We start from the raw sequence: 24,653 nt of genomic DNA on the forward strand, positions 1-24,653 counted from the left end.
AAAGGCAGGTATGCATCCAGCTAAAAAAGATTATTATACCGGCATTGCATTGGCCGTACTTGCTACCATTATCTGGTCAGGCAACTTTGTGATCTCCAGGGCCGTCAACCAACAAATACCACCGGTAAGCCTGGCATTCTATCGTTGGGCACTTGCTACGGTTTTAATTGCCCCCTTGGCTTATAAAAAGTTTACGGAACAAAAACAGATCGTATTTCAAAACTGGAAATACCTGTTCTGGGTATCGCTAAGTGGTATTACTTTGTTCAACACTTTTGTATATGTAGCGGGGCATTATACTTCTGCTATTAATATGGCCTTGATCGGTACCACATCCTCTCCCATTTTTGCAACGGTGATGGCTATTATTTTCTTAAAGGAAAGACTGAATATTTTTCGCATCACAGGTATACTCATCTGTATCGCAGGTATTATCCTGTTATTGTCGCAGGGCAGTTGGGAGAAACTGGCTTCTTTCACATTCTCAACCGGAGATCTGTGGATCCTGGCAGGCGCGCTGGCTTTTGCAGTGTATAATATCCTGGTCAGAAAAAAACCTGCAGGCATCACACCGGTAAACTTTCTGTTTGTGATTTTTTTCTTCGGAACACTTCTACTGTTACCTGCGTATATCATTGAACGCAATCTCACACCAGCTGTTCAGTGGAACGGAAGTATTATCGGCTCTGTTGTTTATCTGGGTCTGGGCACTTCTGTTATTTCATTTCTCTGCTGGAATGCTGCACTGCAAAAATTAGGAACGGGCACTACGGTATTGTTTGGTAACCTCATCCCCATCTTCAGCACACTCGAAGCTGTGTGGCTGCTGGGAGAAAAAATTACCGATATACATATCATCAGCGGCCTGCTTGTGATTGGTGGCCTTATATTGGCGAATACCATGCAGCGTAAGAAAACAAATGCATAACCTACAGTATGAAGGTAAAAACATCATCCACTGTTCCTGCCTATATACTACCTGTAATTGTTGTATCGCAGTTTGCCGGCACCTCTGTATGGTTTGCAGGTAATGCCATACTACCTGCCCTGCAGTCTCTTTATCATTTCCCTGAACAGATGCTGGGCAATATTACCATTGCTGTGCAGTTGGGTTTTATTACAGGCACTTTATTATTTGCCCTGCTTACCATTGCCGACAGATTTTCGCCGGTAAAAGTGTTTATGCTTTCTGCTTTACTGGCTGCTGCTTTTAACCTCCTGCTATTATTCACAGAAGGCCATGTATCATCCATACTAACCCTGCGTTTCTTCACCGGTTTTTTTCTGGCCGGTGTGTATCCTGTAGGCATGAAGATAGCGGCTGATTGGTTTGCGGCCAATCTCGGCAAGGCCCTTGGTTTTCTGGTCGGCGCATTGGTAGCAGGGAAAGCGGTTCCCCATTTATTAAAAGGATTGGGTGATACATCCATGTGGAAAGAAGTGATCATCTACACTTCCTGTATGGCCGCTGCCGGCGGATTACTGGTAGGCTTATGGATAAAAAACGGACCACACAGAACCCAGGGCAAAAAACTTTCCTTTCATAACCTGTCATCACTGTTTCAACAGAAAGATTTTAAAGCGGCGGCATGGGGTTATTTCGGACATATGTGGGAGCTCTACACTTTCTGGGCCTTTGTACCCATCATGATCGGCTGGTATAATCTTCAGCATCATACAGAACTGAACATATCTCTCTGGTCCTTTATCATTATCGGTGCAGGTGCATTGAGTTGTATCCTCGGTGGTTATTTATCACGCAGTATGGGCAGCGCAAAAATTGCTTTCATCAGTTTATCCGGATCAGGTATTTGTTGTTTGTTCGCACCTTTGTTTTTTGTAGTAAGTCCTCCTCTCTTCTTAACGGCATTGTTGTGCTGGGGTTGTTTGGTGATTGCAGATTCTCCACAGTTCTCTGCACTGGTTTCTCAAACGGCAGAGAGCAGCCGTAAAGGAACGGCACTAACACTGGTTACTTCCATCGGTTTTGCTATTACCATTATCAGTATAGAGATTATGAGTTATGTGGTAACAGCGAACGCAAGTATGATGCCCTGGTTACAGGATCATAAAGAAATCAGTTTGCTCTTACTGGCACCCGGCCCCCTATTCGGGTTATTGAGCATGCGCTCATTATTGAAGAAGTACATGCCTTGATCAATATAGAAATCCTCCCCTTCTTCCCTTCTCCATGCGAAAAGCGCCGCACTTAATACTGTCTGCATTAAATACATTCTTTTGCAGGGAAAAATGGAGTGATGAATTTTAGTTCTATGCGGAAGAACCGTTAATTAAATTATCTTGCCGATCAATGGATATTGTCACGATTATTTTACTCTGTATTGCCGCATTCAGCGCCGGTTTTGTGGATGCGATTGTTGGGGGTGGAGGATTGATTCAGACTCCTGCTGCTTTGGTTTTATTACCCGATATGCCGGTTTCTACTGTCATCGGTTCTCTTAAAATACCTTCTTTCAGCGGCACTTTCTTTGCAGCGCGGCAATACCTGAAACGGGTACAGATGAATTGGTCCTTAACGGCCATGATGTGCATCACCGCTTTCCTCGCAGCATTCGCCGGATCGGAACTGTTAACCATTGTGAGCAACCGTTTTATGAAACCGGTTATTTTTATTGTGCTTATCCTCGTAGCCATCTATACCTACAGTAAGAAAAATTTCGGCCAACAGGTCATCAAACAACACAGCGCTAAAAAAACCATTGGTCTCAGTCTGATCATCAGTCTGATCATTGGTTTTTATGATGGTTTTATCGGTCCGGGTGCCGGCAGTTTTCTGGTGCTGGCCTTCATTGCCATTCTCGGTTTCGATTTCATGCAGGCCAGTGCCCATGCAAAAATGGTGAACCTTTCTACCAATCTGGGGTCAATTGTTTTGTTTTTGTTAAAAGGAAGCATCCTCTGGAGTGTAGCCCTACCCATGGCCATCAGCAATGCCATCGGCGGCATCCTTGGTGCCCGTCTCGCCCTGCAAAAAGGCAACCGCTTTATCCGCATCTTCTTCCTGCTCGTAGTTACGGCTACTTTGCTCAGGTTTGGATATGATGTGTTTTTTTCGTGAGCAGTGAGTAGTGAGTAGTGAGTAGTGAGTAGTGAGTAGTGAGTAGTGAGTAGTGAGTAGTGAGTAGTGAGTAGTGAGTAGTGAGTAGTGAGTAGTGAGTACACGAAAACTTGGCCCTGATAACCCTTATTGCGCAAGCACAATAATTTTTTTTCATTGACCACTCACTACTGACTACTCACTCTTCTTCATTCACAATTCACCATTGACCATTCACCACTCACTACTCACTACTCACTACTCACTAAATTAACCTTTATTTATACCCCAAAAGTGGATTACTAAGCTGTCTGGCATGTAATTTTCAACATTATTCATAGTCGCAAGGCTTCGTTGTACATTTATGCATAATACTACCGGCATGACCATTGATTTTGAAAAAGAGAAGAATATCAAGGCATCGGTCATTACACTGGCCATATGTGGTCTGCTGTTCCTGCTTTTTTTCTTCCTGCAATGGAGCCTGCCACAGATTCCCCAGCCCGATTATGGTGAAGGCATAGAAGTAAACCTGGGCAACAGCGAAACAGGTTTTGGCGATGTGGCCCCTCAGATACCCGGCGAACCTGCAGCAACTGAAGAAATAAAAACCAGTCCGGTAGCAGCGGCACCCGTAACCAGTCAGACCAATATCACCGGCGATGAAAATGAAGCAGATGATGCGCCTGTTGTAAACAAAACCATTAACAAGCCTGCTACCAAGCCGGTGAGCGATATCAAACCAACTGTTACCAAACCGATCACCAACAATAGCACACCTACCCCACCTGCTCCCAAACCCAAAGCCGTGTTCAATGGCGGAACCACAGCGGGTACCGGCGGTAATCGTGCAGACAGCTACAATGGCGTCCGCGATCAGGGTATTGCGGGTGGTAAGGGCGACCAGGGGAAACCCAACGGTAATCCCAATTCAGACAGTTATACCGGTAATGATGCCAGTGGCAATGGTGGTGCAGGTGGTTCTGGAGGTGTCAGCATCAGAAACGGATTAGATGGCCGACGCATTACAAAGCTCCCATCCTTTGAAGATGATTTTAATGAAAATGCAAAAGTAGCCGTTGATATTACCGTAGATAAATCAGGCAATGTAACCATGGCTGTGGTCAACCCACGCGGTACCACCACCACCAATCAGAATATCCGCAATATCGCACTCCGCAAAGCCCGTTCCCTCAAACTCAATGCCGGCACCGCCGAAGAACAAACAGGAACGCTGGTGTTTAGCTTTAAGCTGAAGTAAACAGAGAAATAAGGAATAAGAAATAAGGAATCAGGAAGGAGATTTTGGATTTCAGATAGCTGATTTAATATCAAACATCCGACATCCGACATCCGAGATCATACATCTGCCATCTGAAATCTGCCATAACTTCCCTATTTCTTATTTTCTTTGCCGTATGATGAGTTATGCTGAAGCAATTGATTATCTGTTTACCCGGCTGCCGATGTTTAGCAGGTTGGGGGCAGCTGCATATAAGAAGGATTTGACCAATACTATTTTACTCTGTGAGGCATTGGGTAATCCACAGCAGCATTTTAAATCCATTCATATTGCAGGCACCAATGGTAAGGGTTCTACCAGTCATATGCTGGCTGCTATTTTGCAAACAGGTGGTTATAAAACAGGATTGTATACTTCCCCTCACCTGAAAGATTTTCGTGAAAGAATCAAAGTGAATGGCGATATGTGTTCGGAGGAGTTTGTGGTACGTTTCACAGAACGCATTCAACCATTGATTGAGTCGATTGAACCCTCATTTTTTGAAATCACCGTAGCCATGGCTTTCTGCTGGTTTGCTGAACAGCAGGTGGATATTGCAGTAATTGAAACCGGACTGGGTGGTCGTCTCGACAGCACCAATATTATTAGACCCGAACTCAGTATCATTACCAATATTGGCTGGGACCATATGAATATGCTGGGCAATACGCTGCCGGAAATTGCGGGAGAAAAAGCAGGCATCATTAAAAAAGGAATACCCGTAGTCATTGGTGAATGGTTACCGGAAACCAAACCTGTTTTCGAACAAAAATATGCAACTGTTAATGAAGAGCTGGCTGCAAAACCCACGCTGGTATTTGCTTCGGAAGAAAGATGGGTGAGCGACTGGACCTATGAGCACCATATGATTAGTATCACCATAGCCGATAAACACACTGATAACAGACAGCATTTTCAGCTTGACCTGCCCGGTATCTATCAGCATAAAAACCTGATCACGGTACTGGCTGCAGCGCATGAACTGGAAAAGCAGGGATGGCATTGCGCATTACCTGTTATACAGGAAGCCCTCAAACAGGTAAAAAAGAAAACGGGTTTACATGGCAGATGGGAACTGATTCACCAGCACCCTTCTGTGATACTGGACGTTGGACATAATGTTGACGGTATCAAAGCCATCCGCGAACAGCTGGAGCATTGTAACTATCAGCACCTGCATATTATTATCGGTATGGTAAAAGATAAGGATATTGATGCCGTACTGGCCCTGTTGCCCAAACATGCTTCCTATCATTTTACACAGGCGCAGATACCCCGGGCATTGGATGCCATGAGCCTGCAGCAACAAGCTGCTGCATTCGAATTGAACGGCCCTGTATACACAGATGTCAATACCGCCTTACAGGAAGTACGCACAAAAGCCGCATCTGATGATCTCATTCTGGTCTGCGGCAGCGTTTTCCTCGTTGGGGAAGTGGGCTGAAGGCGGTGAATGGTGAATGGTCAATGGTGAATGAAGAAGGGTTCGCATACATAAAATTCACCATTCACGCCCCAAGCCATTTCAGCTTCATCATTGCTTCATAAATCGGGCCGAGTTGGACGCCGTGTTGTATTTTGTTTTCGCGGAGTAACTGGAGGAATTCATTTTTTGAAAAGAGCAAGACATCGATATCTTCAAAAGCATCAAAGTTTTTCTTTTCGCCCGGTACTGCATTTTTGGCGAGATAAAAATAAGCCGTGTTATCGTTGATGGCAGGGTTCGGAGCCAGCTTGCATAGAAACTCCACTTCTGTGGAATGATACCCTGTTTCTTCCTGCATTTCGCGGATAGCGGCCTGCATAGGGTCTTCATCTTTATCCATCACACCACCCGGTAATTCAAACGTAACCTGGTCAACGGGGTAACGATATTGCCTTACCATTACAATTTGCTCATCGGGTGTTACCACCACAATATTGGCCCAGTTGGGCAGTTCAACAATATAGTAAGGTTCAATCACCCTGCCATCCGGAAAACGGCAGGAGTCGGCCCTGAGGTTGAGCCATCTGTCACCATATACTTTTCGGGAACTTAGTTTTTCCCAGCGGAGCTCTCTCATCATTTACCATCCTTTATTGGCACGCAAGGTAGTAATATGCGCGGTATGGTGCCGGCCATGCCATGCATACAATCCCAGCAAGAACCAAAGTGTCATTTCACGTCCATGCTCCGGATGTGTCACTTTTCTTTCCCATTGTTCGGGTGTAAGGTCTTTAATGGTAGCCAGCATACGTTGGTGCAACGCATGTAACAGGGTTAGTGATACATTAATGGGAACGGTATCAATATCAGCCAGTTTCACCCATTCATTTTCATCATAGGGTTTAATGGTAGGATTGTCTTCTGTTAACCCCAGCCTGAAACGGATATAGGCATTCATATGGCTGTCAGCAATATGATGTACCAACTGCTGAACCGTCCACCCACCCTCACGGTAAGGTGTATGGAGCTGCGCAGCATCCAGGTTTAGAATGGCACGCTCTACTTCTTCAGGTAAAAACTGAATATCGGCCAGCCATTCTTTTTTCTGCTGTTCAGAATAGGGTTGCGGCTGGTACTTGCCAATGGGGTATCGTGGGTCTGTCGTCATAGTGAGTAGTCAGTAGTGAGTAGTGAGTAATGATGATATGTTTTTTTGTGAATGGTCAATTGTGAATTGTCAATGGCGAATGGTCAATATAAAATGAATGATGTAAGATACAATATCTTTAACACTCACTACTGACTACTCACTACTCACTACTCACTCTTCTTCATTCACCATTCACAATTGACAATTGACAATTCACGCCCCTTCACGCAACGCATGCCCCGTAAGCTGTATAAACACATCTTCCAGGTTTGCTTTTTTCACTTCTTTGGGTTTTTCAAAACCGCTGGCTACCAGCTCATCGATGAGTTTATCGGGTGAGTTAAGGGCAATGATATGTCCTTTGTCTACAATCGCCACACGATCGCACAATATCTCGGCTTCATCCATATAGTGTGTGGTAATAATCACCGTAGTTCCTTTATCCCTTATCTGCCGTATTAAATCCCAGAGATTTCTTCTCGCCTGCGGATCAAGACCGGTAGTAGGTTCATCTAAAAAAATAATACGGGGTTCATTGATGAGTGTGGTGGCAATAGAGAAACGTTGTTTTTGTCCGCCACTCAATTCCTTGAATTTCGATCTGGCCTTATCACGCAGGTTCACCGTATCCAATAATGCCAATGGATCTATAGAGCGGTTATACAAACCCGCAAACAGTTCCAGCAACTCCGTAAGATTAAGTCCGGGATAGTAGCCGGAAGTCTGCAACTGCACCCCAATGATCTTTTTTATTTCATTGGGTTCCTTATCAAGATCAAACCCACCTACCCATATTTCACCACTTGTTTTTTCACGGAGGGTTTCAATAATTTCCAGTGTGGTAGATTTACCTGCACCATTCGGTCCTAACAACCCAAATATCTCCCCTTCCAGCACTTCAAAGCTGAGTCCTTTCACCGCAGTGAAATCACCATATTTCTTGTGCAGGTTGTTAACTTTTATAATCGGCTTCGACATACTCAGAATTTATATACCAATCCGGCCTGTTTATCGGCCAACCCGATACCCAGTGATGCCTTGTTATGGCGCTGGTTAAATAAGGTAACGGCTGTATACAGCTGCCGCTGGCTCTGTAAAATTAAGGCACCGCTGGTAATGGTAGCCACAAAACCTCCACCTATCAGTCCCCAACCCAGTCCTTTCTGGTTATCGTTGGATGATACCCTGCTGATACCAAAAATCAAGGCAAAACTGCCTACAACACCCAATACCTGTCCTGTTATTTTATTGGATTGGTGCTTTTCGTACAGATCAATCAACTGCTGATCACGGGTACGATAAAACAATTGCATAAACTCTTTACTACCCCTGTATAAAGTATCGCGGTAAAGAATACTATTGGGTTTGGGATTGGTAAGATAGTGCATGCGTCCGGGCTCAAGCCGCTGCTGCGCCGACAGACCCTGAAAAAATAGTAACCCAAATAAAACAAAAACAATTCTCATACAAGGAGTCAATAATGAATAAGGAATGTAGAATAATGAATGATGAAGTTAGTAAAAAAACACTTCGTTATTCTTTATTCTTCATTAGGATAAGGAAGAATAATACCCAATCCTTCCTATTAAAGGCTTCTCTCCGTTTACTTTTTTTTCTTGATAAAAAAAAGTAACAAAAAAATCAAGGCTTCAGAAAAAAAGCTAAAATTCATCTCATTACGCTACAATGGATGAAGTCTAAAGCCCAGCCTTAATCTATTTATTGAGCAAATCAATATTTTATCTTTTGCAAATAGCCCGACACATCCATTGCTTAACGCTTCATTCCATGAATTTCTTAACGCTTTTTTTCTAAGGCCGGAATAAGCATCTGTTTAATAGCATATCTGGCATTATTCTACCTACTACTTCATTCATTGGCATATTTTGCTCTTTATAGATTAAAATAGAAAGACACAAAAACGAACATAAACCCATCAAAATAATAATTTTAAATCAGTCCTGTGGACGGGGCCATGCGGCCTGGGAGCAACAAACAGTTTTGAACAGTCGCCTGATCAGTTTTAATGGTCAATACGTCATTCCTGATTTAGATAGCTTTCCAGCTCCGCCATCATTTCGCTGCTGCCGATAAACAAGGGTGTACGCTGGTGTAATTCGGTAGGCTGAATATCGAGAATGCGTTCTTTACCATTGGTAGCTTTACCGCCAGCCACTTCGAGTATAAACGCAAAAGGATTGGCTTCATACAGCAACCTCAGTTTGCCTTTGGGCTTATCGGTAGTACCGGGATACATAAAAATGCCGCCTTTAATGAGGTTTCTATGCACATCGGCCACCATACTGCCAATATAACGCTGTGTATACGGACCACCAGTTTCCTTTGTTTTACGCTGACAGCCATCGATGTATTTCCTGACATTGATATCGTACTGGAAAAAGTTGCCATGGTTAACTGAATAAAACTTACCTGATGGCGGACATTTAATATCCGGATGACTCAAACAAAACTCTCCGATAGATGGGTCGAGTGTAAATCCGTTCACCCCTCTTCTGGTGGCATATACAAACATGGTACTGGAACCATAAATAACATAACCCGCTGCTACCTGACGGTTACCGGGTTGTAAAAAATCTTCTTTCACACAGGGCTTACCTCTTTCACTCACGCGGCGATATACACTGAAAATGGTACCGATCGAAACATTCACATCAATATTACCACTACCATCCAGCGGATCGAACATCACCACATATTTACTCTGGTTACTCACTTCATCATCAAACACTACAAAATCATCCAACTCTTCACTACCAATACCTGCACAACTGATACCATGCTGCAGCACACCCATAAACTGGTTATTGGCATAGATGTCAAGCTTCTTTACATCTTCACCCTGCACATTAATGGTACCCGCATCTCCCAGTATATCTACCAGTCCGGCCTTATTCACTTCTACATTCACACGTTTGGCCGCCAGACCAATATCACGAAGCAAACTACTCAGTTCACCCGTAGCAGTAGGAAATTGTCTTAATTGTTGTAATGTAAATTCATCGAGTGTAAGAATTCTTCTGTTGACAGTCATAGCAGGGCGATCGTTTGAACGAAGGTATTTAATTTGGAAATTTGAAAATTTGAAAATTTGGAAATGAAGCAAACTTTAAGTGTGTAATTGTTACATATTAAGCATACCACACTCATTTCCAATCCGCCTTAGGCGGATCAAATCACCTAATTTCCAAATTAGCGCAGCATAAAAAGCTGCGTGAAAAAAATAACACCCTTCTTATCCTGATACACGCCTATTCCTGTGAGGGTGTAATTGCCTTCGATATTTTTTTTGTGACCGGGACTGTTGAGCCAGCCATCTACCACTTCTTTGGCTGATAGTTGACCGTAAGCCACATTTTCAGCAGCGGCACGCATGGTACCTGCTGTTTTGGAAATGGTGGCAATACGTTCCTCAAAGCCATTGTGACTGAAGGCTGTTTTTTTCAGTGCCATATTCTTACTGTGCAGTGCAGCCTGTTGATCGGCTATATCAAGTGAAGACAATGCATTCAGTCCTTTCTTTTTCCGGTAAGCATTTATATGGTACAGAATATCTGTTGCCATATCGGCTGCATTAAAAACAACTTCTCTTTCGGGCTTGTTATCTGAAGCAGGTGTTATATTTCTTGTACAGGAAAAAAGCAAAACAGGCATCAGCAATCCCAATAAAAAACTACTTCTTTTAACCATGATCTATCTATTTATTTTTATGCTACCCTTCGCCTCCTCAGCGTTCCCATATTCGCTGCGATCGGATTCCTAACGTCATCCTGGCGAAGGAAGGAACCGCAGAGAACATAAGTGCGCAGAGATTACGCAGGGATATTTGCTGATAAGAATGCAACAACTGTACCAAATACAAATACTACCATTTTAGTGATGTAAAAAAGTACCGGCAGCATTCCTTATGCAACTACACTGCTAAGTAACCCAAAACCGCTAACTTAGAAGTTTACAGCAACGTTAAAATTAACTACCATGAATAAACGCAACCTGGGTATCAGTTTACTGGCAATGGCTGCATTTTCAGCCTGTTCAACGGGCTTTGACCCGGAAGATGGTCTGGCAGCATTTAATGCCGACAGTCTCAAGCACCATGTAAGTATACTGGCATCCGATTCCTTTATGGGTCGAAAGCCTTTTACAGAAGGTGAAACCAAAACCATCGACTATCTCACCACTCAGTTTGCGGCCGCCGGTCTTGAACCCGGTAATGGCAATAGTTTTATCCAGGATGTGCCGATGGTGAGCCTGCTGGCAAAAGCCGATCCATCCATGCAGGTAACAGGCGCCAAAGGTTCTTTCCAACTCAAGGCTTTTGATGATTATATCGTATGGACCGATAAAGTAGATTCCCTGCAAACACTCGATAAATCTGAACTGGTATTTGCCGGTTATGGCGTAGTTGCACCGGAATACAACTGGAACGATTATGAAGGGCTCGATGTAAAAGGAAAAGTAGTGATGGTAATGGTAAACGATCCCGGTTTCTGGGTAGGTGATACGAGTTTATTCAAAGGCAAAAGCATGACCTACTATGGCCGTTGGACCTATAAATTTGAAGAAGCTGCCCGTCAGGGTGCCAAAGCCTGTCTGATTATACACAATACCGCAGCAGCCAGCTATCCATTCAGCGTACAACAAAATAGTTTCAACACTTCACGTCTGCAACTCGACACAAGAGGTATGGATGTAAAACACTGTGACATGATTGGATGGGTAACAGAAAAAACCGCTAACCGTTTATTCAGTGCCGCGGGCTTCGATTCTACCTTACTCAAAAAAGCGAATACACCCGGTTTTAAAGCCGTACCACTCAACCTGAATGTTTCTACCGGCATGAAAGTACAGGCTACCTATAAAAAATCATACAATGTCATCGGCAAAATCACAGGCACCAAAAGACCCGATGAAGTAATTATCTACACTGCGCATTGGGATCACCTGGGTATCGGTCGCCCCGATGCTACCGGCGATTCTATTTATAATGGCGCGCTCGATAATGCCACAGGTACTGCTGGTTTATTTGAACTCATCCGTGCCTTCAAAAGCATGAAGAAACAACCGGAAAGAACTGTGGTGTTCCTGGCTGTTACAGCAGAGGAACAGGGGCTGCTCGGCTCTGCTTATTATGCGCAAAACCCGGTGTATCCTGCTGATAAAACAGTAGCCAATATTAACATGGATGGACTCAACCGCTTTGAACCCACAAAAGATATTGTGATTGTAGGCGAAGGCCAATCTGATCTGGAAGATTACCTGAAAGAAGCCGTAGAGCGAACCGGTGGTTATATTTCCTATGATTCGCATCCCGAAGCTGGTTATTATTATCGTTCCGACCATTTCAATTTTGCCAAAGCCGGTATCCCAGCACTCTATGTAAGCACAGGAATTGATGTAATTAACAAAGGCAAGGCATTCGGACAAAAACTGGAAGATGACTATACCGATAAAAACTATCACCAGCCATCAGACAGCTACGATCCGACAACCTGGACCATGAATGGTGCCATCAACGACTTAAAATGGTTATTTCAGGTAGGCAAAAAATTATCCTTCGAAACCCATATGCCCAAATGGAAAGCGGGATCGGAGTTCAAGGCGAAGAGGGAGAAATAATTTGAAAATTTGATCCGCCTAAGGCGGATTGGAAATGAATTAATTTGGAAATGAAGGCTTTGCTGTTTTAAGGTTGCTATTTACAAGTGATTTTAAAAGATAAAAAGGTTTTCATTTCCAAATTTCCAAATTACCTCATTTCCAAATTTTCTCCTTTAGTTTTGCATCTAAGAATAACAGCACATGAAAGTATTTAAGTTTGGTGGAGCGAGTGTGAATAGTGTGGAGCGTATTAAGAACCTGACGGGTATTGTGAAGCAGTATCAGGGCGAGCAGTTAGTGATCATTATTTCGGCCATGGGCAAAACCACCAATGCACTGGAAAAAGTGGTGGAAGCTTTTTATGCCGGAAAGAAAGAGGAAGCATTGCAGCTTTTTGAAATCATCAAAAACCAACACCTTACTACCGCCAAATATTTACTGGTTACCCATTACAATGCCTGTGCCGCACAACTGAATGATTTTTTTACAGAAGTAGAATGGCTCTTACACGATAAACCCGTTCGCGAATTTGATTATTATTATGATCAGGTGGTATGTGCCGGTGAATTATTGAGCACCTGTATCATCAGTCATTACCTGAACCAGGAAAAAATACCGAACCAGTGGGCAGATGTGCGCGATATCATCCGCACCGATGACCATTTCAGAGACGCGGGTATCGACTGGCACTATACCACTGAAAAAGCAACACAGTGCTGGGCATCCGTAACAGCCAGTCATAACATCCTCATCACACAGGGTTTTATCGGATCTACCGACGAAAACGAAAGCACCACACTGGGCAGAGAAGGCAGTGATTATACCGCTGCTCTTTTTGCCAATATACTCAATGCTGAAAGTGTAACCATCTGGAAAGATGTGGAAGGTGTAATGAATGCCGACCCCAAAAAATTTCCGGATGCGCAGCTCATCAGTGAACTCAATTTTAATGAAGTGATCGAAATGGCGTTTTATGGCGCACAGGTCATTCACCCTAAAACCATCAAACCTTTACAGAACAAGGGTATACCCATGTATGTAAAATGTTTTCTCGATCCTTCCTTACCCGGCACCGTTATTCATAAAAAGAATGTAAAGAACCTGCCTCCTATTATTGTTGTCAAAGAAAATCAGCTGCTGGTACACCTGAACAGCCGCGACTTTTCTTTTATGGGCGAAGCACCCATGCAGCAACTGTACAGCATTTTTGCAGAGGCCCGCGTACGTCCCAACCTCATACAAACCGGCGCCATCGGCGTTCAGATCTGTATGGACGACAAGCAGGATAAAACAGAACAGTTTGCCTCAATGGCCAGCACACTCTTCGATGTGCAATTGGAAAAAAACCTCCAGCTCCTTACCATCCGCCACTACAACGAACCCCTCGTAGCTACCATGCTCGAAGGAAAAGAAGTTATTTTAACGCAGAAAACGAAGGAAACAGTGCAGATAATTTTTAAAATTTGAAAATTAGTTAATTTGAAAATTTGAAAATGAAAGAGATTTTTTGCTTCGCAAAAAAAGAGTAGCCAATTCTATAGAGCGCGCAGTAATAGTAGCTACCGCATTTCCAAATTTCCAAATTAACCAATTTCCAAATTATTTAGCGCGGCCCGCACCTCTGAATCTCGGTTGCCAGTATTTCTCATTGAGATCGCTGATCATCACACCACCGCTGGTGGCAGCGTGAACGAATTTGTTGTTGAGGAGATACACACCTACATGGGTAATATCTTTTTTGCGGCCCGATGTATGGAAGAAAACAAGATCACCTTCCTGTAAATCGGCGAGTTCTATTTTTTCGCTGTTATCAAATTGCTCCTGGGCAGTGCGGGGAAGAGAGGTATTGAAAACATCCCGCATCAGTACTTGTGTAAAAGCGGAGCAATCAATACAGTCAGTGGTGCTGCCACCCATACAGTATTTGGTGCCCCACCATTTATCGATAGTTTCCAATAAAGGAATATTGGTCAGTTTTTCTACCGTAGCATCAATGATCACTGCATATTTTAGCTGGAGATAACCAGCCCGCTCGATATTAAAACTATTCATATCCTTCGCAACAGCAGCTTTATCCTTATTGGCCGAACTGTTTACGGAAGAAGCATTGGTGGTACTGGTTTTATGACGGCTGGTAACCGCAGCGCCGGGTGTAATTTCTATACCGTCCAGAAATTCCCTTTGCTGTTTTGCCGTAGCCGTTTTTGCAGGGGCCGCTTTTGCCGTAGAATTATCCCTCGACGTGAGTTTACTCAGCGATTTACAACCCGACAGCACAAAAACTGATACCATTCCCGTAAAAAAAACAACTCTTTTCAGCATAACCCCCGCAATATAATCCCCCCTGCCATTCTGCCCAAGTATTGCGTATAAGTTTTAAGGATTTACTAGTAGTTCCACAGATGTGGAAAATGGCTGATGGCGGATCGCGGATGTCGGATTTGGGATGGAGGATTTATGATCTCAGATATCGGATGTGAACATTCTTGAATGTGGATAATCAGGCCTTTCTGAAACGGCTCCAAATTGGGATATTTGTGATTCGGAAATGACGGTGCTCTAACTCAAATCAGACATCCGCCATCAGACATCCGACATCCCTCTATGGTTTTCTCTCATTTACACGTACATACTCAATATTCATTGCTCGATGGTGCCGCGGCGATTGATAGCCTGTATAAAAAAGCAGCGAAAGATAATATGCCCGCACTGGCCATTACCGACCATGGTAATATGTTTGGTGCTTTTGAATTTGTAAGTCAGGCATGGAAGAATACCAAAGTCATCGGGAAAGATGAAAATGGAAAAGATATACTGGCCCCACAGGTGAAACCGATTGTTGGTTGTGAATTTTATGTGGTGAAGGACCGGCACATTAAAACCTTTACCAAAGAAATAAAAGACGAACGCTATCACCAGGTATTACTCGCTAAAAATAAAAAGGGCTATGAAAACCTGGTAAAACTCACTTCACTGGGTTTTATCGAAGGTATGTATAGCAAATACCCACGTATTGATAAAGAACTGATAGAACAATACCATGAAGGACTCATTGCCACTACCTGTTGCATTGGTGCCTATGTTCCGCAAACCATTCTGCATGACGGAGAGGAAAAAGGAGAACAGGAATTCAAATGGTGGCTCGATTTATTTGGAGAAGATTATTATATCGAACTGCAGCGACATAATATCAAAGAGCAGGAAATCATTAACCAGTCGCTGCTGAAGTTCGCCAAGAAATACAATGTACCGGTAATTGCTACCAACGATAGTCACTATGTAGACAGAGATGATGCGAATGCACATGATATCCTGCTATGTATTAACACGGGCGAAAAACAAAGTACACCGGGCTTTGATGATTTTGTGAATGATGATGCACAGATCAAGAACCGCCGCTTTAAGTTCCCGAACGATCAGTTCTATTTCAAGACCACGAATGAAATGGAAAAATTATTCAGTGATATTCCTGCATCACTGGATAATACCAACCAGATCGTAGACAAGGTGGAAGTGCTCAACCTGAAGAAAGATATTTTATTGCCGGCCTTCCCCATTCCCCCATCCTTTCAGATACATACCGATGCCAACCTGAACCAGTGGGAATACCTGAAACATATTACCATGGAAGGCGCTAAAATGCGCTATTCAGATCTTACACCAGAGATACAGGAGAGAATTGACTTTGAGTTGTTCACCATCAAAACCATGGGTTTTGCAGGTTACTTTCTCATCGTAAGTGATTTTATCAAAGCAGGTCGTGAGCTGGGCGTATTTGTGGGGCCGGGTCGTGGTTCGGCTGCGGGTAGCGTGGTGGCTTATTGTATAGGTATTACCAATATCGATCCCATCAAATACAACCTGCTGTTTGAGCGTTTCCTGAATCCGGATCGTAAGAGCATGCCGGATATCGATACGGACTTCGATGATGAGGGCCGTCAGAAAGTGATTGATTATGTAGTGGCCAAATATGGCAAGCAACAGGTGGCACAGATTGTTACCTATGGTACCATGGCTGCCAAAATGAGTATCAAAGATGTGGCCCGTGTACTGGATCTGCCACTGGCAGAAAGTAATATGCTGGCCAAACTGGTACCTGATAAACCCGGTACCGAACTCGGCAGGGTATTACATGCACCCATCACCAGCAAAGAAGGTGAAAAATCACTGGAAGAAAAAGAAGGTTATCAGCAGGAAGACATTGAGAATGTAAAGAAGCTGAGAGAAATTTATCAGGGTACCGATATACGTGCACAGGTACTCAAAGAAGCTGAACGTTTGGAAGGCTCTGTACGTAATACAGGTATACATGCTGCGGGTATCATCATTGCACCCAAAGACCTTACAGAACTCATACCGGTAGCTACGGCCAAAGACTCAGACCTTTGGGTAACACAGATTGAAGGAAGTATTATTGAAGATGCCGGCGTTATTAAAATGGACTTCCTGGGTCTGAAGACCCTCTCCATTTTGAAGACGGCACTCGAGCTTATCAAACAAAACCATGGTGTGGATATTGACCTCGACAATATTCCACTCGATGATGAAAAAACATTTCATCTCTATCAGCGCGGCGAAACCAATGCCACATTCCAGTTTGAAAGTGTGGGCATGCAGAAATACCTGCGCGATCTGAAGCCCGATAAATTTGATGACCTGATTGCCATGAACGCCCTGTACCGGCCGGGGCCCATTGCCTATATCCCCAAATTTATCGACCGTAAACATGGGCGTGAAGCGGTGAGCTATGATATTCCTGAAATGGAAGAATACCTGGCCGAAACCTATGGTATTACCGTTTACCAGGAACAGGTGATGTTGCTGAGCCAGAGCCTCGGCGGTTTTACCAAAGGTGATGCGGACGTACTCCGTAAAGCCATGGGTAAAAAACAAAAAGCCGTTCTGGACAAAATGAAAAAACAGTTTATCGACGGTGCCTCCGCAAAAGGACATCCTGCTGATAAACTGGAAAAAATATGGACAGACTGGGAAGCTTTTGCACAATACGCTTTCAATAAATCGCATTCCACCTGTTATGCTTTTGTGGCTTACCAGACCGCTTACCTGAAAGCCCATTATCCGGGAGAGTATATGTCGGCGGTATTGAACCATGCAGGCAGTATTGAAAAAATTACCTTCTTCATGGAAGAATGTAAACGCATGGGCATTAAAGTTCTCGGACCCGATATCAATGAATCACTGAAAGGTTTCGCCGTAAATAAAAACGGAGAGATCCGTTTTGGTTTGGGTGGATTGAAAGGTGTGGGTGAAGCAGCCGTAGAAAACATCATTGCCGAAAGAGAAAAGAATGGCTGGTATAAAGATGTTTTCGATTTCAGCAAACGGGTGGTACAGAGAAGCGTCAATAAAAAATCGCTGGAGAGCCTTGCCTATTCAGGTGCTTTCGATTGCTTCCCTGAATTTCACCGTGCACAGTATTTTCATGTAGCGGATGGTGATAAACTATCCGGCCTTGAAAAAATCATTCAGTACGGACAGGCCAACCAGACCGCTTCTGCAGCCAGTGCCAATACTTTGTTTGGCGATATGAGTGCTGCCATGCAGGTACCCATTCCTAAAATTGCTACGGTTGAGCCATGGACACTTACTGAATTACTCGATCATGAAAAAGAGGTAACAGGTATGTTCATGAGCGGTCACCCGCTGGATCATTTTAAGTTCGAACTGAAGTATTACGGCATTACCAATATCAACGATTTCAATGAAATCAAACAAACCCTGCACTTACAACCCAATCCGGGTAAACAGTTGCGTGTGGCAGGATTGGTGATTGATGTACAGCACCGCGTAACCAAAACCGGAAAGAATTTCGGTTCCTTTATCATTGAAGATTTCAGTGGTAAAACCGATTTTATTTTATGGAGCGAAGATTATATCAAGTTTCAGAACTACCTCGAAAAAGGACAGAACATATTACTCAACGGCTTCTTCCGGTCAAGGTATAACCAACCCAATAATTTCGAGTTTAAGATCAATAGCATGTCATTGCTCGAAACGGTAAAACAAAACCTCACCCGTAGTATTGAAGTAAGCATGCAGCCCGCGGCACTAACGCCCGACTTTGTTTCTTTTATTGATAAGAATGTACGTGAGTTCCCCGGCAAGTCCTCTCTTCGTTTCACTTTATACGAACCGAGAGAGCAACTGAAAGTAAGTCTGTATACATTGGAAAAAGGTTTTATGATGAACGAAGACATGGCCCATTTCCTCCTCAACAATCCGGATATTGAAGTTACAGTGGGGCTGGTAGGATGAACCCCGGATACCTGAAAAGAGCCAAAAATATCATCAAGTAGCACACTTATCATGTAACAATACCTTAAACCTGACGATTAACTTTATACAGTCCTTATTTATTTAGACCATAGATGATACTGTATTTATGCCAATTCAACATTACCAGCCACATCAACATCTGCAACATCTTATTAAAGGATACTGGCTGCTCGATGAAAAGGAAGCAAATAGTACAGTACAAAACATACATATGTTATTTCCGGCGGATGCTATTGAAATTATTTTCCATAGAAAAAATGTTTTGAACCGCATTAATCAGGATATAACCCAAAAGGAAGAAAATGCATTTCTGGAAGGGCAGCAAAGAAAAGCGATCTATGTACAGCACACCGGGCCAATAAACACAATCGGCATAACTTTGTATCCCTGGGCAACGTATATTCTATTCAATACACCTGCTGCCGTTTTTACAGATCAGAAATTTCCGATTAGGGTTATCGACCCTACACTTATTCAGCTATATGATCTTTTACAGGAAGCAGCTCCAGCGCATATACCACTTATATGTAACAACTACTTCTTCCATCGAATAAAGAAAAGTAAGCTGGACTTTTCTGACAAAGATGATTTACTCATAGAACTGATGTCTGAAACAAAAGGAATAACGAACCTTGATATGGTTAAAGGGAACTGGACACTGTCTACAAGATACTTCGAAAAAAAATGTCTGGTACTGTTGGGAATACAGGCTGGAGAAGTATTAAGGAAGAGAAAGATGAAAAAAGCCATCAGTTTTTGTATGCAGGAAGATTTTATTTCTTTTACCGATGTAGCACATAGGGCAGGATATTACGACCAGTCTCATTTTATTCATGAATGCCAGTATTATTTTCACCAGTCACCCAAGCATTTATTTAAGCACCCTCATCATTTATTACCATATTTTGTATAACTGTTCGCTCTCATACAATTTCAAGTCAGGCGATTAGGCTTGATTTGTAAAAAAATGAATATGAAATATCTGTTTTTACTACTACTGGCCCCTGCATACGTTTTTGGGCAATTTTTTGAAGCGGTTCCTAAAGAACAGGAGAAATTGTATCAATTTAATATAAAGGAGAACTTTTTCCATACAGAAGCTGACTACTACAGAGAATTTTCGAAAATAATAACCGAACTCAATCTTATCAATAACATTCTCAAAAAAAAGGGAACTACATCCACCCTGCTAACCCAAACAATACTCCGCTATTCCAATGCTGAAAAAGCATATCGAATCGTTGACTTGTATTTGTTTCTGCGTTTCGCAGTAAACATGAATGATGTGAAAGCCGATCGCGAATCAGATTCATTGAGGACCTTTATCAGAGTGACCCGGCAACTTGTAAAAGAGAAAATAGCGAATTTAACAAGCAGAGAGATAAAAGAAATTACGAAATACAAACCTTCGCTTGCTTATTACTTACAGAAAACCAGAGACAATAGTAAACATCTACTGAATGCTGCAAGTGAAAAAATTGTTCAGCCATTTACCAATTTACAGTCTGCTGATTTTTATGGCCAGGCTCTTCAAAAGATGAAGTTCGAAACCCTTAAAACCCCCAATAGCGAAATCGATGTGTTCAAGGATAGAGGTCAATGGGAGAATCACCCTGACAGTACTATACAGTTACTAGGGCAGGAATACCTTTTGAAAGGATACAATACACAAAGAGATTTTATTGGATATAATTACATTCAATATATAAAAGGACTTAATGCCTATGCGAAAACTAAAAAATTTCATTCACTTTTTGAGGAAAAGGCAAAGGATTGGGGATTAGAGACTACCGACATTGAAAAGTTATTTGATGTAATTATCAAGGGTGCCACTAAGCGTAAAAGTCCTGCTGAAAATCGCTCTCAGGCAAATAATCAACCCATACAATTCAACATAAAAGACGCATGTACCATCATTAAATCTGCGCTAAAAGTTCTTGGCAATGATTACGGTGATGAACTGGCCGGGTTACTGGATCCGGCAAATGGAAGAATTGATCTGAAAGGTGATAGCAATAGGATGCCGATCCGAGGTATGGCAAGTGTATATCCGGTATCACCCAGTATTTTTTTCGCTTATAACTATGAAGGCTATTTATTGGATCTCACCTTACTGGCACATGAGGCCGGGCATGCAATACAGGCTACCCTGATGGAGAAAAACAATGTTCCTTTGTTATACGCTACCGGGCCTGGATACTTCACCGAATCTTTCGGAAAATTGAATGAACTATTGTTATTTGATTATCTCACAACACATGAAACAGATAGCATTAAGAGAAAAGTATACAAGGAAGAATGGGAAAACAGGCTATCTGCTATGTTTGGCAGTGCCATGGAAGCCTATGTGGAGCATTCATTAATCGATGGGATCCTTAATGGCAGCATTCAAACACCCGATGATTTAGATAGTATTACCTTACAAAAGGGCAGCCTCATTACACCTGAAATATTTACAAAGATCCCATCTTACAAATCAAGCTGGCTATTACTGGAAAGTAATTATCAGGCACCTTTGCATAATATCGATGATATGATTGCAACTGCTCTATCCATCTACTACTACCGATTGTATAAGACTGATAAAGATAATTTTATAAAAAACTATATTCACTTATTAAAAAACGGATACCATGATGACCCTGATAAATTATTAAAAAAACTGGGAATCAATCTCAAATCTCCTTCATTCATACAATCGGTTATCGATTTTATTATAAGTAACAGGTAACAGGATCAATCATAAGAAACTATTACCGCTTATCATTTTTATTTATTTTATCTGCAAAAATGATAGCTTATTGTACGCAAATTGCTACGAATGCAAGCCGAAACCCTGAAAACCCGTATCATTACGGTTGATGCACTCCGTGGATTTGCCCTATTGGGTATCCTTCTCGCCCATATGATATACTGGTACAATGCCGGTAATATGCCGCAGGAACTTTTTCAAAAACATGATGGTATTGCCATGCGCATTGTAGGCACCATCAACGATATTCTCATCTCCGGTAAATTTTTCGCTTTCTTCTCCTTTCTTTTTGGACTGAGTTTTTTTCTGCAGATGAAAAGTATGGAAGACAGTGGCCGACCCTTTGTATGGCGCTATGCATGGCGCATCACCCTGATGGGTATCATCGGTCTCATACACCACGCATTCTGGAGAGGTGATATTCTTTCTATTTATGCGCCACTGGGTTTTATACTACTACCCATGCGTAAACTGAGTAATAAAGTGATTCTGGTACTGGGCATTTTACTAGCCATTAACCTGCCCGGTTTATTGATTCAGTTACCCGGATTGATCGAACAAATGGGAGCTGCCGCAACCCCACCACCACCACCGCCAGCCGGTGCGCCATCTGCTCAGGACCCCTCACAGGTGTTTTTCAGTACCGTATATAAAAGTGATTTATGGACGATGATGAAAAGCAATATCCTCAGTATCGGAGAAAAATTCGATTTCCAGTTTGGCAGTGGGAGGATTTATATTACGCTCGGCTTTTTTCTATTGGGTATGTACAGTGGCAGAAAAGGTTGGTTTGCGATGAGTAGTGAAGAAAGAAACCCTGCTTTCAGAAAAATCAGGAACCGATCAGGCTGGCTGGTACTCATTACACTGGTAATCGGCATCGGTATCATTGTGGTAAATGAAATTTTAAAACTGGGCTGGGAACAAATGCCTTTACCCGGTTATATTTTCGGTATCCTGTTTAATATAAACAGTGCTGCCCTGGTGGTGTTTTATGTGGCGGGTATTACATTACTGATGAACCGGCATTTCTGGCAATACCTCTTGTATCCATTGGCACCTGTGGGTAAAATGGCGCTGACCAGTTATCTTCTGCAAACCGCATTGGGACTGATCTTATTTTTCAATTTCGGTTGTAAACTGGTGGGTGTAACAGCACCCTGGCTTAACTGGGTAATTGCAATTGTATTTTTTATACTGCAGGCATGGTTCTGTAAATGGTGGTTCCGCTATTTCTACTTCGGCCCTGTTGAATGGCTCTGGAGAACAGCCACTTATTTCAAAGCACAACCTTTCAGGAAAAACCACTCCTCTGCATAAACGCTGCGACCTCATGTTCTCTGCTATCGGATTTCTAACGTCATCCTGACGCGGGAAGGAACCGCAGAAAACGAGGGAACGCAGGGATTATATTGATTGTCCGAAGGTGAGTAGGTTATGATCGGGATCGAGGAGGGCGAATTCTTTTTGTCCCCAGGGCTTTTCCGTCAATGGCGCATTCGGATGAATGGCTACTCCTTTTTCCAGCAAGGATTGATACAGCTGATCGATATCATTTGTTCTGATATACACCTGACCATAATTGCTCAGCGGATCCAGTTCAGGGAAAGAAAAGAAATGTATTTCAATCGCATCTCTCTGTACAATCAGGTAATCGCCATAATCTGCCGCCATTCGAAAACCCAGTTGCGCATAATATTTTTGGGTGGCGTCCTTATCACGCATGGGTAATTTGGGATGTATCTGTTGTAGCATATTCAAAAGTTTAACCCTTGCAATTTCAGTTTTTCATACCAGCCCCGGAAATAAAATCAACCACTCAATGCTGTTTTTCAACGGATCGGCATCCTGGCGAAGGACGGAACCGCAGAGAACGAGAGGACGCAGAGATTTCGTAGGGTTATTCGGGATTCATGGTTAATAGCAGATTCATCTCTGCGTTACCCCTGCGTCCTCTCGTTCTCTGCGGTGAACATACTCCGTAAGGATAATAGCAGGAAATTAGCAGCAGAGCCCCGGCATGTAAGGAGACACTGCTATCGAATCAACAACATCTTTTTGTTTTTGGTATCCAGTACCAATCCTGTCCGCAGGAAAAGTTTGTTGCCGGTCATACCACCTATACCCAGTTTCATCATACGGCTCACCTGTTCTTCACTGGCACCATCCATATAGGTTACGGTACGGATGGGTATGGAGAGTTCACTTATTTCAACACTATCCCTGGTAGCCATACTATTGGCATAGAGGGTTCTGCCCCAGGAAGTAACCGGATACCTGCTGGCAACCGTATCGGCACCTGCCATAGACAGGGCTATTTCTTTGGAGGTTAATAAACTGAAAGCGCTGGAACCCGTATCAAAATACAAAAGGGTTTTCTTTCCCCTTATGGTGGCAGGGAGCAGTATATTACGCTGTACATAACTGAAATCGGTTACCCTGTTTTGCAGTTTTTCAGGAATCGTGTAATTCAATACAATCTGCTGTTTGGGATAATCCATTAAAATGGTTCTGTTTTCCAGCCAGTCGCTGCCAATGGTACCAATGATTTCTTTTTTATCCGATGACCAATCAATCGTTTTGTCACCAAATGCAAGCAGACCCGGATGCTGAATCGTCAGTTTGTTTTTTCCTATCCGGATGGTTATTTCCGGTAACCGGCTGGTACTATCTTCTATGTGGTAACCGGAGGGATATTTTTCGAAAACAGCCCTGAGTTTCGATCTGTAGAAAAGGGTTGCCGGTGCCCCCATGTCGAACTGCATATAAAACTGTCTCGAACAATTGGGAAGTGTAACCGGTATGAGCATGGCCGCATGAGGCTCTATGGTACCCTTAATGGTATCCTGCATCCATACAAAGGGAAGGCTGTATTTTTCAGATGGCGACAATACAATACCAGATACAGGTTGCTGACCGCTTACAAAGCTCATGAACATAAGACCTGCGATGATGCAGGGAAAAGATTTTTTACGGAAAAAAGAAGACATCATTTTTTTCTGCAAAACTAATGGCGCACCAGCGGTAAGTGCCACCACAAATACACGACAAGACCACGACATCTGCACG

The 24,653-nt window shown here is 42.9% G+C and carries 20 protein-coding genes; 11 read left to right on the forward strand and 9 right to left on the reverse strand.

The window, feature by feature from the left end:
* The first annotated feature begins 10 nt into the window (after window positions 1-10).
* From BC659_RS00750 to BC659_RS00770, 5 genes are all read left to right on the forward strand, one after another.
* Window positions 11-928 (forward strand): DMT family transporter, encoded by a 918-nt coding sequence (locus BC659_RS00750; RefSeq protein WP_133472674.1) that lies wholly within the window; start codon window positions 11-13, stop codon window positions 926-928.
* Window positions 929-936: 8 nt separating this feature from the next.
* Window positions 937-2,157 carry an MFS transporter gene (locus tag BC659_RS00755; protein WP_133472675.1) on the forward strand — a complete coding sequence of 407 codons (1,221 nt, stop codon included), beginning with the start codon at window positions 937-939 and terminating at the stop codon, window positions 2,155-2,157.
* 154 nt (window positions 2,158-2,311) lie between these two features.
* Window positions 2,312-3,079 (forward strand): sulfite exporter TauE/SafE family protein, encoded by a 768-nt coding sequence (locus tag BC659_RS00760; RefSeq protein ID WP_133472676.1) that lies wholly within the window; start codon window positions 2,312-2,314, stop codon window positions 3,077-3,079.
* 361 nt (window positions 3,080-3,440) lie between these two features.
* Window positions 3,441-4,319 (forward strand): hypothetical protein, encoded by an 879-nt coding sequence (locus BC659_RS00765; protein WP_133472677.1) that lies wholly within the window; start codon window positions 3,441-3,443, stop codon window positions 4,317-4,319.
* A gap of 157 nt (window positions 4,320-4,476) precedes the next feature.
* Entirely contained in the window at window positions 4,477-5,784 is a 1,308-nt protein-coding gene (locus BC659_RS00770) for a bifunctional folylpolyglutamate synthase/dihydrofolate synthase (protein ID WP_246027058.1), read from the forward strand.
* Window positions 5,785-5,848: 64 nt separating this feature from the next.
* Here the strand turns inward: BC659_RS00770 and BC659_RS00775 are convergent, their stop codons facing one another.
* The 6 genes from BC659_RS00775 to BC659_RS00800 all read right to left on the reverse strand — a co-directional run bounded on the left by BC659_RS00775 (window position 5,849) and on the right by BC659_RS00800 (window position 10,624).
* Window positions 5,849-6,406, reverse strand: coding sequence for an NUDIX hydrolase (locus tag BC659_RS00775; RefSeq protein ID WP_133472678.1), 558 nt, complete (start codon window positions 6,404-6,406; stop codon window positions 5,849-5,851).
* Window positions 6,407-6,934, reverse strand: coding sequence for a YfiT family bacillithiol transferase (locus BC659_RS00780; RefSeq protein WP_133472679.1), 528 nt, complete (start codon window positions 6,932-6,934; stop codon window positions 6,407-6,409). It abuts the gene before it with no gap.
* A gap of 195 nt (window positions 6,935-7,129) precedes the next feature.
* Window positions 7,130-7,894, reverse strand: a complete 765-nt coding sequence (locus tag BC659_RS00785; protein WP_133472680.1) for an ABC transporter ATP-binding protein — start codon at window positions 7,892-7,894, stop codon at window positions 7,130-7,132.
* A gap of 2 nt (window positions 7,895-7,896) precedes the next feature.
* Window positions 7,897-8,382, reverse strand: coding sequence for a hypothetical protein (locus BC659_RS00790; RefSeq protein ID WP_133472681.1), 486 nt, complete (start codon window positions 8,380-8,382; stop codon window positions 7,897-7,899).
* 572 nt (window positions 8,383-8,954) lie between these two features.
* Window positions 8,955-9,968 (reverse strand): class 1 fructose-bisphosphatase, encoded by a 1,014-nt coding sequence (gene fbp, locus BC659_RS00795; RefSeq protein ID WP_133472682.1) that lies wholly within the window; start codon window positions 9,966-9,968, stop codon window positions 8,955-8,957.
* Between the two features lie 158 nt (window positions 9,969-10,126).
* Window positions 10,127-10,624 (reverse strand): CAP domain-containing protein, encoded by a 498-nt coding sequence (locus BC659_RS00800; RefSeq protein ID WP_133472683.1) that lies wholly within the window; start codon window positions 10,622-10,624, stop codon window positions 10,127-10,129.
* 288 nt (window positions 10,625-10,912) lie between these two features.
* Here BC659_RS00800 and BC659_RS00805 point away from each other — a divergent pair, with 288 nt between their 5' ends.
* Both BC659_RS00805 and BC659_RS00810 read left to right on the forward strand, forming a co-directional pair.
* Complete coding sequence (locus tag BC659_RS00805; protein ID WP_133472684.1) at window positions 10,913-12,553, forward strand: M28 family metallopeptidase; 1,641 nt, start codon at window positions 10,913-10,915, stop codon at window positions 12,551-12,553.
* 183 nt (window positions 12,554-12,736) lie between these two features.
* On the forward strand, window positions 12,737-14,002 hold the full coding sequence (locus BC659_RS00810) for an aspartate kinase (RefSeq protein ID WP_133472685.1): 1,266 nt from the start codon (window positions 12,737-12,739) through the stop codon (window positions 14,000-14,002).
* Between the two features lie 132 nt (window positions 14,003-14,134).
* Here BC659_RS00810 and BC659_RS00815 read toward each other — a convergent pair whose 3' ends face one another.
* Window positions 14,135-14,857 carry a C40 family peptidase gene (locus BC659_RS00815; RefSeq protein WP_133472686.1) on the reverse strand — a complete coding sequence of 241 codons (723 nt, stop codon included), beginning with the start codon at window positions 14,855-14,857 and terminating at the stop codon, window positions 14,135-14,137.
* A gap of 282 nt (window positions 14,858-15,139) precedes the next feature.
* Here BC659_RS00815 and dnaE point away from each other — a divergent pair, with 282 nt between their 5' ends.
* From dnaE to BC659_RS00835, 4 genes are all read left to right on the forward strand, one after another.
* Window positions 15,140-18,811, forward strand: coding sequence for a DNA polymerase III subunit alpha (gene dnaE, locus BC659_RS00820; RefSeq protein WP_133472687.1), 3,672 nt, complete (start codon window positions 15,140-15,142; stop codon window positions 18,809-18,811).
* A gap of 127 nt (window positions 18,812-18,938) precedes the next feature.
* Window positions 18,939-19,745 (forward strand): DUF6597 domain-containing transcriptional factor, encoded by an 807-nt coding sequence (locus tag BC659_RS00825; protein ID WP_133472688.1) that lies wholly within the window; start codon window positions 18,939-18,941, stop codon window positions 19,743-19,745.
* Window positions 19,746-19,805: 60 nt separating this feature from the next.
* Entirely contained in the window at window positions 19,806-21,563 is a 1,758-nt protein-coding gene (locus tag BC659_RS00830; RefSeq protein ID WP_162847308.1) for a M3 family metallopeptidase, read from the forward strand.
* A 90-nt stretch (window positions 21,564-21,653) separates the two neighbouring features.
* The gene (locus BC659_RS00835; RefSeq protein WP_133472690.1) at window positions 21,654-22,904 is read left to right on the forward strand and encodes a DUF418 domain-containing protein; all 1,251 of its coding nucleotides are present in this window, start codon (window positions 21,654-21,656) and stop codon (window positions 22,902-22,904) included.
* Window positions 22,905-22,991: 87 nt separating this feature from the next.
* On the opposite strand, the gene BC659_RS00840 is transcribed toward BC659_RS00835, so the two are convergent.
* Both BC659_RS00840 and BC659_RS00845 read right to left on the reverse strand, forming a co-directional pair.
* Complete coding sequence (locus BC659_RS00840) at window positions 22,992-23,339, reverse strand: bleomycin resistance protein (RefSeq protein ID WP_133472691.1); 348 nt, start codon at window positions 23,337-23,339, stop codon at window positions 22,992-22,994.
* A gap of 281 nt (window positions 23,340-23,620) precedes the next feature.
* Window positions 23,621-24,646, reverse strand: coding sequence for a hypothetical protein (locus tag BC659_RS00845; protein WP_133472692.1), 1,026 nt, complete (start codon window positions 24,644-24,646; stop codon window positions 23,621-23,623).
* Window positions 24,647-24,653: the final 7 nt, after the last annotated feature.

Origin of the sequence: Sediminibacterium goheungense, assembly GCF_004361915.1 — a bacterium.
In the GTDB taxonomy this organism is placed as follows: Bacteria; Bacteroidota; Bacteroidia; order Chitinophagales; family Chitinophagaceae; genus Sediminibacterium; species Sediminibacterium goheungense.

Coding starts and splice junctions, on each gene's coding strand:
- BC659_RS00835 (WP_133472690.1), top strand. CDS start 21,654: ATGCAAGCCGAAACCCTGAAAACCCGTATCATTACGGTTGATGCACTC.
- BC659_RS00790 (WP_133472681.1), bottom strand. CDS start 8,382: ATGAGAATTGTTTTTGTTTTATTTGGGTTACTATTTTTTCAGGGTCTG.
- BC659_RS00785 (WP_133472680.1), bottom strand. CDS start 7,894: ATGTCGAAGCCGATTATAAAAGTTAACAACCTGCACAAGAAATATGGT.
- BC659_RS00810 (WP_133472685.1), top strand. CDS start 12,737: ATGAAAGTATTTAAGTTTGGTGGAGCGAGTGTGAATAGTGTGGAGCGT.
- BC659_RS00780 (WP_133472679.1), bottom strand. CDS start 6,934: ATGACGACAGACCCACGATACCCCATTGGCAAGTACCAGCCGCAACCC.
- BC659_RS00760 (WP_133472676.1), top strand. CDS start 2,312: ATGGATATTGTCACGATTATTTTACTCTGTATTGCCGCATTCAGCGCC.
- BC659_RS00815 (WP_133472686.1), bottom strand. CDS start 14,857: ATGCTGAAAAGAGTTGTTTTTTTTACGGGAATGGTATCAGTTTTTGTG.
- BC659_RS00775 (WP_133472678.1), bottom strand. CDS start 6,406: ATGATGAGAGAGCTCCGCTGGGAAAAACTAAGTTCCCGAAAAGTATAT.
- fbp (WP_133472682.1), bottom strand. CDS start 9,968: ATGACTGTCAACAGAAGAATTCTTACACTCGATGAATTTACATTACAA.
- BC659_RS00825 (WP_133472688.1), top strand. CDS start 18,939: ATGCCAATTCAACATTACCAGCCACATCAACATCTGCAACATCTTATT.
- BC659_RS00845 (WP_133472692.1), bottom strand. CDS start 24,646: ATGTCGTGGTCTTGTCGTGTATTTGTGGTGGCACTTACCGCTGGTGCG.
- BC659_RS00830 (WP_162847308.1), top strand. CDS start 19,806: ATGAAATATCTGTTTTTACTACTACTGGCCCCTGCATACGTTTTTGGG.
- BC659_RS00805 (WP_133472684.1), top strand. CDS start 10,913: ATGAATAAACGCAACCTGGGTATCAGTTTACTGGCAATGGCTGCATTT.
- BC659_RS00755 (WP_133472675.1), top strand. CDS start 937: ATGAAGGTAAAAACATCATCCACTGTTCCTGCCTATATACTACCTGTA.
- BC659_RS00750 (WP_133472674.1), top strand. CDS start 11: ATGCATCCAGCTAAAAAAGATTATTATACCGGCATTGCATTGGCCGTA.
- BC659_RS00765 (WP_133472677.1), top strand. CDS start 3,441: ATGACCATTGATTTTGAAAAAGAGAAGAATATCAAGGCATCGGTCATT.
- BC659_RS00840 (WP_133472691.1), bottom strand. CDS start 23,339: ATGCTACAACAGATACATCCCAAATTACCCATGCGTGATAAGGACGCC.
- BC659_RS00770 (WP_246027058.1), top strand. CDS start 4,477: ATGATGAGTTATGCTGAAGCAATTGATTATCTGTTTACCCGGCTGCCG.
- BC659_RS00800 (WP_133472683.1), bottom strand. CDS start 10,624: ATGGTTAAAAGAAGTAGTTTTTTATTGGGATTGCTGATGCCTGTTTTG.
- dnaE (WP_133472687.1), top strand. CDS start 15,140: ATGGTTTTCTCTCATTTACACGTACATACTCAATATTCATTGCTCGAT.